The sequence below is a fragment of the Paenibacillus artemisiicola genome (assembly GCF_017652985.1).
Taxonomy (GTDB): Bacteria; Bacillota; Bacilli; order Paenibacillales; family Paenibacillaceae; genus Paenibacillus_Z; species Paenibacillus_Z artemisiicola.
On record NZ_JAGGDJ010000001.1, the window covers coordinates 131682 to 148091 of the forward strand.

Genomic DNA, 16410 nt, shown 5'->3' on the forward strand with positions numbered 1-16410 from the left:
TAAAGATTCGTTAAAGCGTGATTCATTGTCCGCGAGCGGCGGTGATAAAGGGTATAAGCAACTTTTGAAAAGGAGGGGACGCCGAGCGGTGGAGCCATCCGTACAAGTGCTGATCGTGGACGAACGGCCGGAGCATCTGGCCGCCGTCGAAGCCGCCATCGCCGGAATGCCGGGCCTCGCGATGCGGGCCTATTCGGGGCGCGAGGCGCTGCGCCGCTTGCTGGACCACGACTTCGCCGTCATCGTCCTCGCCGTCCGGATGTCCGAAATGAACGGCTTCGAAACGGCGCGCATGATCAAGGCGCGGGACAAGTCGCGGCATATCCCGATTATTTTTCTTTCCGCGGGCGAACGCGGGGAATCCGGCGAGACGGCGGAATTTCCGGGCGCCGTGGATTATATGGAGTGGCCCGTCATTCCGCAGGTGCTGCGGGCCAAGGTCGAGGGATACATCGGCTTCTACGAGGCGAACCGGTCGCTTAGCCGGCAGAGCGAGCTGCTAAAGCTGCAAACGCATCAGCTGGAGAAAGCGAACCGGGAGCTGCAGCGGGCGAAGGAGGAGGCCGAGGTGGCCTCGCGCGCCAAGTCGGATTTCCTGGCGATGATGAGCCATGAAATCCGGACGCCGCTGAACGGCATCATCGGCATGTCCGATCTGCTGCTGACGTGCGATCTGCCCCGCGAGCAGGCCGAGATGGTCGAAATCATCTTTACGAGCGGGAATGCCCTGCTGAACGTCATTAATCATATTTTGGATTTCTCGAAACTGGAATCCGGCAAATTGGCGCTGAACGAGGAACCGTTCGCGCTCCGCGCGTGCGTGGACGAGACGCTGGAGCTGTTCACGGCGAACGTGCGCAAGCTTCGGCTGACCGTCGGCGTGAACGTCGATCCGGCGCTGCCCGAAGTCATTGCCGGCGATATGCTCCGGCTGCGGCAGGTGCTCGTCAACCTGATCGGCAACGCCGTGAAATTCACGCCGGAAGGCCGGATCGATATCGGCGCGAAGCTGATGGAGGAGCGGGGCGAACGGCTGCTGATCGAATTTTCCGTCCGGGACACGGGCATCGGCATCCCGGCCGGCAAGCTGCGGCTGCTCTTCCAGCCGTTCTATCAGGTCGACGGCTCCGCGAACCGCAAATTCGACGGGACGGGCCTCGGACTGTCCATCAGCAAAGCGCTCGTCGAGCTGATGGGCGGCACGATCGAGGCCGTCCCCGTCCGCGGCCGCGGCGCTTTGTTCCGGTTCACGATCGCGGCGCGACGCGTGCCCGGCGCCGGGCAAGCCAATGGCAAGACCAATCTCGATGAAGGCAGGGATTCCCTATGATCGAACCCGATAACGAATGGCCGATGCAGACGGCCGATCCGCTCGACGCGGGGCTGCTGCTCGGCGCCTTGATGGCGATGAAGAAGGGCGATTTCGCGTATCGGCTGCCCTATCACCTGACCGGCGTATCCGGCAAGGTCGCGGATACGTTCAACGAAATCGCCGATATGATGGAAAGCCTGGTGAAGGAAGCGGAGTCCGTCGCGCGGGTCGTCGGCAAGGAAGGGAAGCTAAGCCGGCGCTTCGTCCACAAGAACCCGGGCGGCTCCTGGGAGACGGCGGTGGATTCGCTGAACGGACTCGTCGTCGACCTCATTCAGCCGACGAGCGAGATGGTGCGGGTAATCAACGCCGTCGCGCAGGGCGACCTGTCGCAGAAGGTGGAGCTCGAGTTCGAGGGGCGGCCGCTCACCGGCGAATTCCAGCGGACGGCGAACAACATCAACCGGATGGTGAACCAGCTGAGCACGTTCGCGTCGGAGGTGACGCGGGTGGCGCGCGAGGTCGGGACCGACGGCAAGCTCGGCGGACAGGCGGACGTGAAGGGCGTCTCCGGCACCTGGAAGGACTTGACCGACAGCGTCAACAACATGGCGAGCAATTTGACGGATCAGGTCCGCAACATCGCCGCCGTAACGACCGCCGTCGCGAACGGCGACTTGTCCAAACAGATCACGGTCAGCGCCAAAGGCGAGATCATGGAGCTGAAGAACACGATCAACACGATGGTGGACCAGCTCTCGACGTTCGCCTCGGAAGTGACGCGGGTGGCGCGCGAGGTCGGGACGGAAGGCAAGCTCGGCGGGCAAGCGGACGTGAAGGGCGTTTCCGGCACGTGGCGCGATTTGACCGAGAGCGTCAATTACATGGCGAGCAACCTGACGAACCAGGTGCGGAACATCGCGGTCGTGACGACGGCGGTGGCGAACGGCGACCTGTCGAAGAAGATCACGGCGGACGTGCAGGGCGAGATTCTGGAGCTGAAGAACACGATCAACACGATGGTGGACCAGCTTTCGACGTTCGCCTCCGAGGTAACGCGGATGGCGCGCGAGGTCGGCACGGAAGGCATCCTGGGCGGACAAGCCGAGGTCAGCGGCGTGGCGGGCACGTGGCGCGATTTGACCGAGAGCGTCAACTACATGGCGAGCAACCTGACCAATCAGGTGCGGAACATCGCGGAGGTCACGACGGCGGTCGCGAAGGGCGACTTGTCGAAGACGATCACCGTCGACGCGAAAGGCGAGATCCTGCAGCTGAAAAGCACGATCAACACGATGGTGGACCAGCTGAGCAATTTCGCCTCCGAGGTGACGCGGGTGGCGCGCGAAGTCTCCAACGAAGGCATCCTGGGCGGCCGGGCGGACGTGCAAGGCGTATCGGGCACGTGGAAGGATCTCACGGACAGCGTCAATTTCATGGCGAGCACGCTGACCGATCAGGTGCGGAATATCGCCGAAGTCACGACGGCGGTGGCGAAGGGCGACCTGTCGAAGCACATCACGGTTAGCGCGAAGGGCGAGATCATGGAGCTGAAGAACACGATCAACACGATGGTGGACCAGCTCTCGACGTTCTCCTCCGAGGTGACGCGGGTGGCCCGCGAGGTCGGCACGGAAGGCATCCTGGGCGGACAAGCCCAAGTGCGCGGCGTGGCGGGCACCTGGTACGACTTGACCGAAAGCGTCAATTACATGGCGAGCAACCTGACGAACCAGGTCCGCAACATCGCGGTCGTGACGACGGCGGTGGCGAACGGCGACCTGTCGAAGAAGATCACGGCGGACGTGCAGGGCGAGATCCTGGAGCTGAAGAACACGATCAACACGATGGTGGACCAGCTCTCGACGTTCGCCTCCGAGGTGACGCGGGTCGCCCGCGAGGTCGGCACCGAAGGGAAGCTCGGCGGCCAGGCGCAGGTGAAGGGCGTCGGCGGCACGTGGCAGGATTTGACCGAAGGCGTCAACAGCATGGCCCGCAACCTGACCGACCAGGTGCGCAACATCGCGGAGGTCACGACGGCGGTGGCGAAGGGCGATCTCTCGAAGAAGATCACGGTCGACGTCAAGGGCGAAATTCTCGAGCTGAAAAATACGATGAACACGATGGTGGACCAGCTGAGCAACTTCGCCTCCGAGGTGACGAGGGTCGCGCGCGAGGTCGGCACGGAAGGGAAGCTCGGCGCGCAGGCCGAGGTGAAGGACGTCTCGGGCACGTGGAAGGATTTGACCGACACGGTCAACTACATGGCGAGCAACCTGACCGTGCAGATGCGGAATATCGCCGGCGTCACGACGGCGGTGGCGAACGGCGACCTGTCGAAGAAGATCACGGTCGACGTCAAGGGTGAGCTGTTCGAGCTGAAGAACACGATCAATACGATGGTGGACCAGCTCAATTCCTTCGCGTCGGAGGTCACGCGGGTGGCGCGGGAGGTCGGGACGGAAGGCAAGCTCGGCGGCCAAGCGCAGGTGCGCGGCGTCGGCGGCATCTGGAAGGATCTCACCGATCACGTCAATATCATGGCGACGAACCTGACGGACCAAGTGCGCGGCATCGCCAAGGTCGTGACCGCCGTGGCGAACGGGAACATGAAGCAGAAGCTGAACGTGGAGGCCAAAGGCGAGATCGCCGAGCTGACCGACACGATCAACAACATGATCGACACGCTGGCGACGTTCGCGGTGCAGGTCACGACCGTCGCCCGCGAGGTCGGCGCGGAAGGCAAGCTCGGCGGCCAAGCCCACGTGCCCGGCGCGGCGGGCACGTGGCGCGATTTGACCGATAACGTCAATTACATGGCGACGACCTTGACGACGCAGGTTCGGGCGATTACGAACGTCGCGACCGCCGTGACGAAGGGCGACCTGTCGCGGACGATCGACGTGGCCGCGGCGGGCGACGTGGCGACGCTGAAGGATAATATCAACGAGATGATCCGCAACCTGAAGGAGACGACGCGGATCAACACGGAGCAGGACTGGCTGAAGACGAACCTGGCGAAGTTTTCCCGCCAGCTGCAGGGCCAGCGCGACCTTAACGCGGTCTGCCGGATGATCCTGTCGGAGCTCGCGCCGCTCGTCTCGATGCAGCACGGCGTGTTCTACATCAACGAGACGGCGAACGGCGAGCCGTCGCTCGCGCTGTTCGCGAGCTACGCCTACCAGCAGCGCAAGCATCTGTCCAATGCGTTCCGCGCGGGCGAAGGGCTCGTCGGCCAGTGCCTCATCGAGAAGCAGCGCATCCTGCTCACGAACGTCCCGAACGACTACGTCGTCATCTCCTCGGGGCTCGGCGAGGCGACGCCGCTCAATATCGTGCTGCTGCCGATCATTTTCGAGGATCAGGTGCTGGCGGTGCTGGAGCTGGCGTCCTTCCGGCGGTTCACGGAGATCGACATCGCCTTCCTGGACCAGTTGACGGAATCGATCGGAATCGTCATCAACACGATGCAGGCGAACCTGCGGACGGAGCAGCTGCTGGCGCAGTCGCAGCTGTTGACCGAGGAGCTGCAGAAGCAGCAGGACGAGCTGAAGAACACGAACGAGGAGCTGGAGGACAAGGCAAAGCTGCTCGTCATCCAGAAGGCCGAGGTCGAGAGCAAGAACAACGAGGTCGAGCTGGCGAAGCGCTATTTGGAAGAGAAGGCGGAGCAGCTCGCGCTGACGTCGCGGTATAAATCGGAGTTTCTCGCGAACATGTCGCACGAGCTGCGCACCCCGCTGAATTCGCTTCTGCTGCTGGCGGAGCAGCTGGCGGAGAATTCCGAGGCGAATCTGTCCGAGCAGCAGGTGAAATTCGCCAAGACGATTCAGGAATCCGGGCTCGACCTGCTCAATCTGATCAACGACATTCTCGACCTATCCAAAATCGAATCCGGCACGGTGACCCCGGAATACGGTAACGTCTCGCTGGCCGATCTGACCGGCGGATTGGACCGGATGTTCCGGCAGATCGTGACGAACAAGCAGCTCGACTTTCGGCTGACGACGGAGCCCGGCGTGCCCGCGGTCATCTCGACGGACGCGAAGCGCTTGCAGCAGATCCTGAAGAACCTGCTGTCGAACGCGTTCAAGTTCACCGAGCAGGGCCAGGTCATGCTGCAGATCCGCCGGGCGGACGGCGGGTGGAGCGCGGACAACGAGGCGCTGAACCGGGCGAAGACGGTGCTCTGCTTCTCCGTCAGCGACACCGGCATCGGCATCCCGGCCGAGAAGCAGCAGATCATCTTCGAGGCGTTCCAGCAGGCGGACGGCAGCACGAACCGCGAATACGGCGGCACGGGGCTCGGCCTCGCGATCTCCAAGGAAATCGCGGCGATGCTCGGCGGCGAGCTGACCCTCTACAGCGTGCCGGGCATCGGCAGCACGTTCAACTTCTATTTGCCGCTCGACGCCGAGGCGGACGAGCCGGCGCCGAAGCCGGCTTACGTGCCGGAGGTGATCGACGTCGCGCCGCAGGTCCGGTCGCGGAGCTTGTCCGCGTACTCGGGCGAGCCGGCGATCGACGACCGGGAAACGATCGCGCCGGGCGACCGGGTGTTCCTGATCGTGGAAGACGACATGAAGTTCAATGAGATTTTGCTCGATCTGCTGCGAAAGAAAGGCGTGAAGGCGATCGTCACCACGAAAGGGGCCGACGCGCTGCACCTGGCCGTCCGTTACAAGCCCGACGCCATCACGCTCGACCTGCGGCTCGGCGACATGGACGGCTGGCTCGTGATCGAGCAGCTGAAGAACAATCCGGACGTCCGCCACATCCCGATCTGCGTCATTTCCGTCGAGGAGGACGCCGTCGAGCTGCTGCGCAAGGGCGTCACCGATTGCATCCGCAAGCCGGTATCGCACGAGGAGCTCGACCGGGCGCTGGAGCGGCTCGGCGCGGAAGCCGGCCGCGGCGTCCGCCAGCTGCTCGTCGCCATGCACGACGAAGAGCGCCGCGGCCGCATGGCGGAGCTCGTGGCCGGCAAGGACGTCAAGCTCGTCGCCGTGGACACGCAGCGCAAGGCGGCGAACCAGCTGAAGGCGAAGGCGTTCGATTGCGTCGTCGTCGACAACGACCTGCCGGACTTCGCGCTCGCCGCGCTGGTACGCGACCTGCAGAAGCTGCCGGAGCGGCGGCATGTGCCGATCGTGCTGCACGCGAGCCGAAAGCCGCTGCCCGGCGAGGCTCGGGAAGCGGAAGAGCTGGCGCGGCACGCCGTGCTGAAGGAGGCCGGGACATGGGTGACGCTGCTGGAGGATACCGCGCTGTTCCTGCATCGCAAGACGGAAAACCTAACGGATTCGTCCCGGGAGATGCTCGTCCGGCAGCGGACGTCCGACGAGTCGATCGCCTTCAAGAAGGTGCTCGTCGTCGACGACGACATCCGGAACATCTTCGCGCTGACGACGATTCTCGAACGGCACAACATGCAGGTGCTTCCGGCCGAGAACGGCCATGACGCCATCCGGACGCTGGAGCAGAATCCCGACGTCGACATCGTGCTGATGGACATCATGATGCCGGTCATGGACGGGTACGAGACGACGCGGGCGATCCGCGAACGAAGCGCGTTCGCCGAGCTGCCGATCATCGCCTTGACCGCGAAGGCGATGAAGGGCGACCGGGAGCTCTGCCTGGAAGCGGGCGCGTCGGACTACATCACGAAGCCGGTCAACAGCGCGCAGCTGCTGACGATGATCCGCCATTGGCTGGGCAAGCCGGTATTGGAGCCGAGATAAGTCGATGCGCGGGGCGGACGAGGTGAGGCAAACGATGGCAGGGAAATCGTAAAGAAAAGGGCAGCCGAGGCTTCGGCTGCCCTTTTCGCCCGGGTCCGGGATTAGTTTTGCTGGCCGTTCGCCATGCCTTGCTGGCCGGCCGCCATGCCTTGCTGAGCGGGCGCTTCCGCGTACGTCTTGTGGCAGTGCATGTTGGAGATGCGGGGAATGGTGACCGTTTCGCCGGCCTTCAGCTGGTTCGGGTTCAGGTGCGGATTCGCTTCTTCCATCATGACGTGCGGCATGTTGTATTTGTGGCAGATCGAAGCCATCGTGTCGCCCGGCTTCACCTGATGCTGGGCGAAGATCATGTCGGCCGCTTGATCGTCGCGGAAGAACGGAAAGAAGAACGGGGAGAAGAAGAACGTCGGGAACAGGAAGCGGCCCGGGAAAAACGGGCTGGGGAACGGGCGGAAGAACGGGCGTCCGAAGCCGCCGCCGAAAAATGCGCGATTCATGGTATTACCTCCGTTGTTTTTAGTGATAGTCAAAAGTCTATATATCGTATTACGCTCCCGCCCATTGGTGACAGTTCAGGACGTTTTTTCCGGCTTCACGCCGCCCGGCCCCGGGTAAAGTTCTTGTAAAAACGCTGCGAAGCGACGGGGGTTGAGAAGGATGGACTATACGATGATCGCGTTGAAGCTCGCGACGGGCTTCTTCGGGCTGTGGCTGATGACGAAGCTGCTGGGCAAGAAGGAAATTTCCCAGCTGACGCCGTTCGACTTCGTGTCGTCGCTCATGTTGAGCGAGCTCGTCGGCAATACGATCTACGACCGGCAGGTGCATTTCCTCGAGCTGATCTACTCGCTCGCGCTGTGGATGGCGCTGTCGCTCGCGCTCGAGAAAGCGGTTCAGCTGCTGCCTTGGTTGTCGGTGCCGCTAAGCGGCAGGCCGGATATCGTCATCCGCGACGGGGAAGTCGATCTCCGCGCCATGCGGCGCAACAAGCTCGACATGCACCAGATCGGCATGCTGCTGCGGGAGCAGGGGGTATTCAGCGTGAAGGAGGTCGCGTTCGCCGTATTCGAGCCGAACGGCAGCCTGAGCATTATGAAGAAACCGGACGAAGAGCCGCCGAAGCGGCGCGATCTCGGGCTTTCGGTCAAGCCGGCGTCGCTGCCGCGCATTCTCATCTCGCAGGGGTACGTGCAGCACGACGAGCTACGGGAGCTCGGGAAGGACGAAGCGTGGCTGCTGGCGCTGCTGCGGGAACGGGGCGTCGAACGGCCGCGGGACGTGTATTATGCGGAATGGTCCGAGGATGCGGGCCTTCACGAACAGCGGTACTGAAGTCGGCTTGCGGCCAGCGGCCTGGCTTATCTCAGAGCTGACGAAGGCGGGTCCGGTCGAAGGAGAGATCCGTCGACCGGACTCTTTTTGGCGCGTCCGTCGATGCGCGGTCGAAACGGCCTTTTCCGTTTTCCGGATGGCGGCTATCTTGGATCGGAATACCCGCGCGCTTGAAATGAGGCCGGCAATGGGGCGATAATGGCGGTACGGCGCTTCCGTTCGGAAGCGCGATGCTCGGGAGAGGGGCGCGGGCCGGATGAGAGAGGCGATTAACGAGGCGATCGGCGAGACGCTTAACGAAGCGGTCTGTCCGCTATGCGGCGGCGTCAACGCGTGCGCGGGCAGCCGGGCTTGCTGGTGCGCGGGCGAAGCGTTCCCGGAGGGGTTATTCGCGTTCGTCCCGCCGGAGGCGCGAGGAAGGGCGTGCATCTGCCGGTTCTGTCTCGAATCTTATAAGGAAACGGGTCACCCCCTGCGGAAGGAGACGCGCGCGAAGGAGAGCGGATCATCCGGGGAGCCTTCGGGCGCATAAGGAGGAGAACGAGCATGAATCTTCGATTGGATACGGACGTCTGCCGGCTGTTCGGCATTCGGTATCCGTTGTTTTTGGCGGGGATGGCCGGCGGACCGGGAACCGCGGAGCTGGCCGCGGCCGTCTCGGAGGCGGGCGGGCTCGGCTTCCTGGGCGCGGCGTACATGGAGCCGGAAGCGATCCGGGAAGCGATTCGCGCGATCCGCGCGAAGACGGGCGCGCCGTTCGGCGTCAATTTGTTTACCGTCTCGCTGACGGACCGGAACGACGGCGTCGAGGCGGTGCAGGGACGGTTGGACGCCATTCGCGACCGGCTCGGCATCGAACGGGCGGGCGCGGCGCCGGTGCGAACGCCGGACCGGTTCGAGGAGCAGGTCCAAGTCGTGCTGGACGAGCGCGTGCCCGTGATCAGCACGGCGTTCGGCTTGCTGCCGGAGCGGCTGGCGGCGCGGGCGAGGGAGGCCGGCATGCGGATCGTCGCGATGGCGACGACCGTGCGCGAGGCGATGCTGGCCGAGCAGGCGGGCTGCGACGCCGTCGTCGCGCAAGGCGCCGAAGCCGGCGGCCATCGCGGCACGTTCGAGCTGGACGAGCACCCGATGGGAGCGGCGGTCGGCACGTTCGCGCTGGTGCCGCAAATCGCGGACCGCGTGCGCATCCCCGTCATTGCCGCGGGCGGGATCATGGACGGGCGCGGGCTCGTCGCCGCCCTGGCGCTCGGCGCTCAAGGCGCGCAGCTCGGGACGCGCTTCCTGACGGCCGCCGAGTCCGGCGCGCAAGCCGCCTACCGGAAGGCGCTGCTCGGTAGCACGGAGGAGAGCACCGTGATCACGAAGGCATTCTCCGGCCGCCCCGCGCGCGGCATCCGCAACGCGTTCGTGCGGGAATGGGAAGCGGGCGGCCTGGAGCCGCTGCCGTTCCCGACGCAAAACACCGCGACGCGCGACATCCGGGGCGCCGCCGCGAAGCAAGGCAACGCCGAATACCTCTCGCTCTGGGCCGGGCAGGGCACGCGGATGCTGACCGACGGACAGCGGGCGGCGGACATCGTCGCGGAGATCGTCGGGCAGGCCCGGGCGATGCTCGGGTGAGCGCAGAAGGTCGTCTACGCATGCGGGATAATAAAGAGATCGATCCGCCTCCGGCGGCTCGCTTGAGCGCCGGCATGGGACCGGTTCGCGAATCGGCGGTGAACGCTCCAAGCAGCGCCGGCGAAGTCGGATCTTCTATCTGGAAGCTGCACCTGTACGCTAAAACGCCAAGAAATCGGATCGATTTCTTGGCGTTTTGATGTTGCGGCTCTGTAGATTCGATTCCGTGAGGTTAGCTGCAAGTTTAGCGGACAGGAGAGACGTTATTCGCAGGATATAAGCCGATCTGACGCGTTTGGCGGACACAGTTGCACTTATTCAGCCTCATACCCTATTCATGGCCGGCAATGGCGGCAATTAACGGAACGTCAGTCCGATCAACGGGCCTAAATCCCAAAAACTAGCCAATAACGGCTTCTGAGTCCGGAAAGTGTAGTGGTGAGCGAAAGACGTCTGTTGAACGAACAATGCTGCTTGATCGAGCTAGCCCGCGGCCCTGCGCCGCCGGCCGCTCGCGGCCCCCGAGCCTCCGATCCCCCTCGCCGGACGCCTCATTCGACGCCGTCGTTAAAATGCTTCTCGTAATGCTTGTCGCCTTTGTGCTCGAGATCGCAGACCGTTTTCTCCAGAATTTGGACGATTTGCTCCTTCACCTGCGAGAGTGTTTCGTAGAACAGCACTTCCTCGCTGCCGACGATCCTGTAGCCGTTGATCGCGTGCATCGCGGTCAGCAGGCGATGATGCTCCGCCAGCTCGTTGATGGCTTTGAGCGTATGCGCGGTTTGCAGAAACAGATCCTTGTGCTGCTGCTCGATAAGCCGGCGTTCCAGCAGTGCCATTCGTTCGTTCATGGATTTCCTCTCCTTCGCTCGCGGGCGACGCGGATTCGGCGCACCGAGGTGGGCCGGTACACTGATTTTTATGAACGGAAGAGGCTCGGCATGACTGCGCGGCCGGCACGGCGGAGGCACCGCCAATTGCGCCGCCGAGCGCGGACGCAGCAAAAAAGCCGCGCGGACGCGGCTGTTCCGGCTTCCCTATGAACGACCGGCAGGATAGGCGCGAAGGCGTTCGTCAATTCAAGGCCCGGTTGAATTTCCCGGCGAAGTGGTCGATGACGGGCTCGATCAGGGCGTCGTCGAGCAGGTCCAGCTTCCCGGCTTGGAACAGTTGGATCTTTTTGAACCGGTAGTAGTCGCGCAGCACTTCATGGACGGTCGTCTGGTTGTGCAGCAGATACTTCACGTTCAAAATCTCGCGAAGCAGCACGTTATCCTGGAGCAGAATGAACTTCTCGTTGATGGCGTTGAAAATCCCTCTATCCTGGCCGTCCCGGTAGAACCGCAGCGTCTGCTCCTCGCGCTTGTGCAGCACTTGCTTCAGTTCGTCGTACAGCTCGGGAAAGGCAGCTTGCAAATCCTTCAGGAATACGTCGGATATTTTGCCGACGAGCGCGATCGATTGCTCGAACAGCTGTTGAAACCAGGTCCCGAACGACCGCTCGTCGCCGTCCTCGGTCCGCTCCTCGAGCTTCTCGATATAATCGATGAAAATCCGCACGACGCCCTCGATGACCTCCTGCTTGGAGGAGAAGTGCTTGTACATCGTGGCCCGGCTGACGTCCATGCTTTTCGCGATATCGTCCATGCGCAGCGATTGAAAGCCCTCTTTCGTGAAGGAGTCGATCAATTTCTTCAGCAGCTTCGTTCTCGCCGGATAATCTTGATTCTCGTTCGTCATATTCGTCGTCTCCTCAGCCGATACTTTTCTCCGTATTATACATGAGTCGTGAACGGATTACACATATTGCGCGCGAAAGACAAATTGGATGCACCTTGATCATTCGGGCTCAGCGCGTGCGGCGCGCCTAGAAAATGACACCCTATGCAAGTTCCTCCAAGAACCGATACCGGCCCGGCGAACAAACAAAAAAGCCTCGCAACGAGGCTTTTTTGTTTGTTCCAGGCTCGCCGAATTACGGCCGGTCGCCTTCCAACGGGACCCCGGTGCCGCCGCGCCGCTCTTTTCGCAGCAGCGGCCGGGCGAGCGCGCCGATCAAGCTGCCGAACAGCAGGAGAATGCCGGCGGTCTGCAGCGGGTCCGGGCGGAAGCCCGTCACGCCGACGTCCAGGAGGATGGCGACGGCCGGGTCCACGAAGACGAGCAGCGACACGGCCGCGGACGGCAAATGCCGGATGCTGCGGAAGAACAGCAGGTAGACGAAGCCGGTATGGATGACCCCGGTCAGGACGGCGAACCGCCACTGCGACGGATCGAGCCCCGAATAGGACGCGAAACGAACGAAAGGCAGCAGCGCCAGCGCGCCGATCATCATCTGGATGAGCGTCGTCGCGTACACGCTCGTCCGGCGGACGCTTCGGCCGAGAAGCATCGTCGCGGCGTAGAAGAACGCGGCGGCGACGGCGTACAGCATGCCCCGCCAATCGGGCGCCGACGCGCGGAAGCCGTCGGCGCCCATCAGCAGCAGCGTGCCGGCGAAGCAGCCCGCGAGCGCGACGACCGAACCGGTCTTCAGCCGGTCCCGGAACAGGAAGCTTCCCGCCAGCAGCACGAGCACGGGCGCGAGGTGATAGAGCGAGATGGCGATCGTGACGGAGATCAATTCGAACGACTTGAACAGGAAGATCCAGTTCAGCACGTTCGTGACGCCGCACGCCGCGATCAGCAGCGTTTCTTTCGCGGACCAGCGCTCGCGCCCGAAGCTGCCGGACAGCACCCACGCGGCGGACAGGAGGGCGATCGCGCACAGGCAGCGCGCGAAGACGAGCTCGAGCGCCGGCAGTCCGGCATGGCGCGAGAAGAAGCCGATCGAGCCGAAGATCGCCATGGCGAGCAGCAATTGCAGCAAAGCGGGTTTATTCATCGCGAACAGTCTCCCGGTCAACGGATTAGGATGCGCATGCGCAACGTGACAGTTGGTATTGTATGACGAACCGGCGGCCGCTTGCAATGCCGATTTGCGCCTGCGGACGGGCGGTGCCGATTTGATCGACGGGGTAAATTGAGGTACGATAAAAGGATACAGGAGATTGGAATGACGGGAGAGGAACGTGACGATCATGAATTCCGAAACAGGCATCAAACTCACTTCGCTGTCGAGCAAAGGCGGCTGCGGCTGCAAAATCGGACCGGCGGACCTGGAGCAGGTCATTCGCCGTCTGCCGAAGGCCGATCCGAATCCCGACCTGCTCGTCGGGCTCGATACGAGCGACGACGCGGGCGTTTACCGGCTGAGCGCCGATACGGCGATCGTGCAGACCGTCGACTTTTTCACGCCGATCGTGGACGATCCGTACGCGTTCGGCCAGATCGCCGCGGCGAACGCGATCAGCGATATCTACGCGATGGGCGGCAAGCCGCTGACGGGCTTGAACATCGTGGCGTTCCCGATCGCGACGTTGGACAAGGGCATTCTGGCCGAGATCATGCGGGGCGCCGCGGATAAAGCGAAGGAAGCGGGCGTGACGATTCTCGGCGGCCATTCCATCGACGACAAGGAGCCCAAGTTCGGCATGGCCGTGACGGGCGTCATCCATCCGGACCGCATCCGGACGAACGCGGGCGCGAAGGCCGGCGACCGGCTCATCCTGACCAAACCGATCGGCGTCGGCATCATGACGACGTCCATCAAGAAGGACCAGCTGTCGGCCGAAGAGACGGCGCGCGTGACGCAGGTCATGGCAACGCTGAACAAGCGGGCCGCCGAGATCATGGACCGCTACGACGTGCATGCCTGCACGGACGTGACCGGCTTCGGCCTGCTCGGACATGCCCTCGAGATGGCCAAGGGCAGCGGCGCCGCGATCACGATCCGCAAGCGGGACGTGCCGGTGCTGCCGCGGACGCGTGAGCTGGCCGAGCTCGGCTTCGTTCCCGGCGGCACGAAGAACAATTTCGCGCATATCGCCGGCAGCGTCACGTTCCCGGACGGCATGGACCAGATCGATCAATGGATTCTGTGCGATGCGGTGACGTCAGGCGGCCTGCTGATCTCCGTCGCGGAAGGCGACGCGGACGCGCTGCTCGCGGACCTCTTGGAAGCGGGCGTCGAAGCCGGCTTGATCGGCGAAGTGACGTCGGCGGGCAGCGGGCATATTCACGTCGAAGCGTAACCGGCGGCGGCCCGGCTGCCGTACATCCCGCAACGCGGACGAACGCAAGGAGCAACCGATATGTTTCAAGACATTACACTCGAGAACTGGCGGGCGCTGAAGGACGATGGAGGCATCACGACGATCGACGTCCGGTCGCCGTCGGAATTCCGCTCGGCCACCATTCCGGGCAGCCTGAACATCCCGCTGTTCGACGACGAGGAGCGTGCCGAGATCGGCACCCTCTACAAGCAGGTCAGCGTGGAGGCGGCGAAGCAGCGCGGCCTCGAAATCGTGTCGGCGAAGCTGCCGGCGTTCATTCGCGAATTCGCCGGCGTTCCCGGCAAAAAAGCGGTGTTCTGCTGGCGGGGCGGCATGCGCAGCAAGACGACGGCGACCGTGCTGTCGCTGATGGGCATTCACGCGTATCGCTTGAACGGCGGCTACCGCGCTTACCGGCAGTACGTCGTCGCTGAGCTGGAGACGATGGCATTCGCGCCGCGCGCCGTCGTGCTGCACGGCAATACGGGCAGCGGCAAGACGGAAATTTTGCGCCGGCTCAAAGCCCAGGGCCGTCCCGTGCTCGATCTGGAGGGCATGGCCGGCCATCGGGGCTCGATCTTCGGCGAGATCGGCCTTCACGCCACCAACCAGAAGATGTTCGACGCGCTGCTGCTGGAGGAACTGTGGGCGACCCGAAACGAACCGTTCTTCGCGGTCGAGGCGGAGAGCCGGCGGGTCGGCAAGGTCGTCCTGCCCGAGCTGGTGATGCGCAAGAAGGAAGCGGGCGTCGGCATCCTGATCGAGCTGCCGCTGCGCGAACGGGTGCTGCACATCGTCGGGGATTACAAGCCCTGGGAGAATCCGGAGGCATGCCTGACGGCGTTCAAGCGCATCAAGGCGCGGCTGCATACGCCGATCGCGCACGAAATCCAGAGCTGCCTGGAGAAGGAATCGTACGAGAAGGCGGTCGAGCTGCTGCTCGTCCATTATTATGACCCGCGGTACGCGCATTCCGCGGAGCAATACGAAGAAGCGCCGCGGTACGTCGTCCGGGCCGGCAGCGTCGAAGAAGCCTACCGCGAGACGGAACGGATCCTGGGCGAGCTGCGGGAGCAGCCGGCGCTCGCGGGCGAGCATTGAATGGACGGGATAGTAACGAAAAGGTCCGCTACCGGCAATCGCCGAGAGCGGACCTTTTGACGTGCGTATCGTTCACAGCGCCAGCTCGCCGACGAAGCCGCAGAGGATGCCGAGCACGACGACGGAAAGCGTGACGAAGGCAAGCACCTTCCGCGGGAATGCCCTCGAAACGAGCAGCAGGGACGGCAGGCTCACGGCCGGCAGCGTGACGAGCAGCACGGCGGCTGGCCCCGCGCTCACGCCGAGCGACAGGAACGACTGGATGATCGGAATCTCCGCCGCGGTCGGAATGACGAACAGCGTGCCGGCAATGGCGAAGAACAGGATTGCTCCCAAGCCGCCATGCAGCCAATTCGGAAGTTCGAAGCTTTGCAGCACGCCGAGCGCGAGCACGGCGACGATGTACACGGGCACGAGCGTGATTGCCATTTTGAATAAGCTCTTGAACCAAGCGACCCACAAGGAGCCTTGCCGAGGCGCGGCTTCGGCGGCCGGCAGCCGCTCCGAGAGGCGCGCGGCCATGGCGCGCGGCGCTTCGAACCGGTTGGCGGCGTAGCTGACGCCGAAGGTGATCAGCAGCCCGAACGCCACCCGGAGCAAGGTGAATTTCCACGACAGCACGAACGTCATGAAGATCAGCGTCGCGGGGTTAAGCAGCGGATTGCCCAGCCAGAACGCCAGGCTGGCGCCGGCCGATACCTGCTGCTTGCGCAGGCCGGCGGCGATCGGAGCGGCGCAGCACGTGCACATCATGCCGGGCAGCGAGGACACGCCGCCGATCAGCGTGCTGCGCATCGACGCGCGACCAAGCACCTTGAGAAGCCAGTTCGCGGGAAGCAGCACTTGGACCATCGAGCCGACGAGCATGCCGAGCACGGCCGCTTTCCAGATGGCCTTGAAGTACGCCTGCGCGTAATCCAGCGACGATTGCCAGACCGACAGCGCATGGTCGGCGCCGGCGCCTTTCAAGATCGAGCCGCCGATGGAATGCTTGTCGGCCGCCGTCAAGGCTTTGCCGTAATACGGCCACCATTTGACGTAGGCTAAGCCGGCCGCGGTAAGGACGAGGAATAGAAGGACGAGCAGCCACGTTTTGCGGTTTGACGCGCTTGGCTGCAAGGTAGGGTTTGCGTGCGACATGGGACCT

12 protein-coding genes are annotated in these 16410 nt (G+C 63.5%); 7 read left to right on the forward strand and 5 right to left on the reverse strand.

The genetic code is table 11. From position 1 onward, the window contains the following. Positions 1–88: 88 nt before the first annotated feature. Entirely contained in the window at positions 89–1330 is a 1242-nt protein-coding gene (locus tag I8J29_RS00605; RefSeq protein WP_208845653.1) for an ATP-binding protein, read from the forward strand. Next, positions 1327–7053 (forward strand): HAMP domain-containing protein, encoded by a 5727-nt coding sequence (locus I8J29_RS00610; protein ID WP_240545803.1) that lies wholly within the window; start codon positions 1327–1329, stop codon positions 7051–7053. Before I8J29_RS00605 ends, I8J29_RS00610 begins: the two co-directional genes overlap by 4 nt. A 101-nt stretch (positions 7054–7154) precedes the next feature. On the opposite strand, the gene I8J29_RS00615 is transcribed toward I8J29_RS00610, so the two are convergent. Then, a complete protein-coding gene (locus tag I8J29_RS00615; RefSeq protein ID WP_208845654.1) occupies positions 7155–7550 on the reverse strand; it encodes a LysM peptidoglycan-binding domain-containing protein in 396 nt (131 codons plus the stop codon). A 160-nt stretch (positions 7551–7710) separates the two neighbouring features. Between I8J29_RS00615 and I8J29_RS00620 the strand changes: the two genes are divergently transcribed. The 3 genes from I8J29_RS00620 (at position 7711) to I8J29_RS00630 (ending at position 10008) form a co-directional block, all read left to right on the forward strand. Beyond that, positions 7711–8385 (forward strand): YetF domain-containing protein, encoded by a 675-nt coding sequence (locus I8J29_RS00620; RefSeq protein ID WP_208845655.1) that lies wholly within the window; start codon positions 7711–7713, stop codon positions 8383–8385. 256 nt (positions 8386–8641) lie between these two features. After that, the gene (locus I8J29_RS00625) at positions 8642–8917 is read left to right on the forward strand and encodes a cysteine-rich CWC family protein (protein WP_208845656.1); all 276 of its coding nucleotides are present in this window, start codon (positions 8642–8644) and stop codon (positions 8915–8917) included. Between the two features lie 14 nt (positions 8918–8931). Continuing rightward, positions 8932–10008 (forward strand): NAD(P)H-dependent flavin oxidoreductase, encoded by a 1077-nt coding sequence (locus I8J29_RS00630; RefSeq protein ID WP_208845657.1) that lies wholly within the window; start codon positions 8932–8934, stop codon positions 10006–10008. 551 nt (positions 10009–10559) lie between these two features. Here I8J29_RS00630 and I8J29_RS00635 read toward each other — a convergent pair. From I8J29_RS00635 to I8J29_RS00645, 3 genes are all read right to left on the reverse strand, one after another. Continuing rightward, a complete protein-coding gene (locus I8J29_RS00635; RefSeq protein ID WP_208845658.1) occupies positions 10560–10859 on the reverse strand; it encodes a hypothetical protein in 300 nt (99 codons plus the stop codon). A 223-nt stretch (positions 10860–11082) separates the two neighbouring features. Next, positions 11083–11748, reverse strand: a complete 666-nt coding sequence (locus I8J29_RS00640) for a TetR/AcrR family transcriptional regulator (RefSeq protein WP_208845659.1) — start codon at positions 11746–11748, stop codon at positions 11083–11085. 235 nt (positions 11749–11983) lie between these two features. Continuing rightward, positions 11984–12892, reverse strand: coding sequence for a DMT family transporter (locus I8J29_RS00645; protein WP_208845660.1), 909 nt, complete (start codon positions 12890–12892; stop codon positions 11984–11986). A gap of 196 nt (positions 12893–13088) precedes the next feature. Here I8J29_RS00645 and selD point away from each other — a divergent pair, with 196 nt between their 5' ends. Further along, complete coding sequence (gene selD / locus I8J29_RS00650) at positions 13089–14141, forward strand: selenide, water dikinase SelD (RefSeq protein ID WP_208845661.1); 1053 nt, start codon at positions 13089–13091, stop codon at positions 14139–14141. A 60-nt stretch (positions 14142–14201) separates the two neighbouring features. Beyond that, entirely contained in the window at positions 14202–15263 is a 1062-nt protein-coding gene (gene mnmH / locus I8J29_RS00655) for a tRNA 2-selenouridine(34) synthase MnmH (RefSeq protein WP_208845662.1), read from the forward strand. Positions 15264–15335: 72 nt separating this feature from the next. Here mnmH and I8J29_RS00660 read toward each other — a convergent pair whose 3' ends face one another. Continuing rightward, on the reverse strand, positions 15336–16403 hold the full coding sequence (locus tag I8J29_RS00660) for a permease (protein ID WP_208845663.1): 1068 nt from the start codon (positions 16401–16403) through the stop codon (positions 15336–15338). Between the last annotated feature and the right edge of the window lie 7 nt (positions 16404–16410).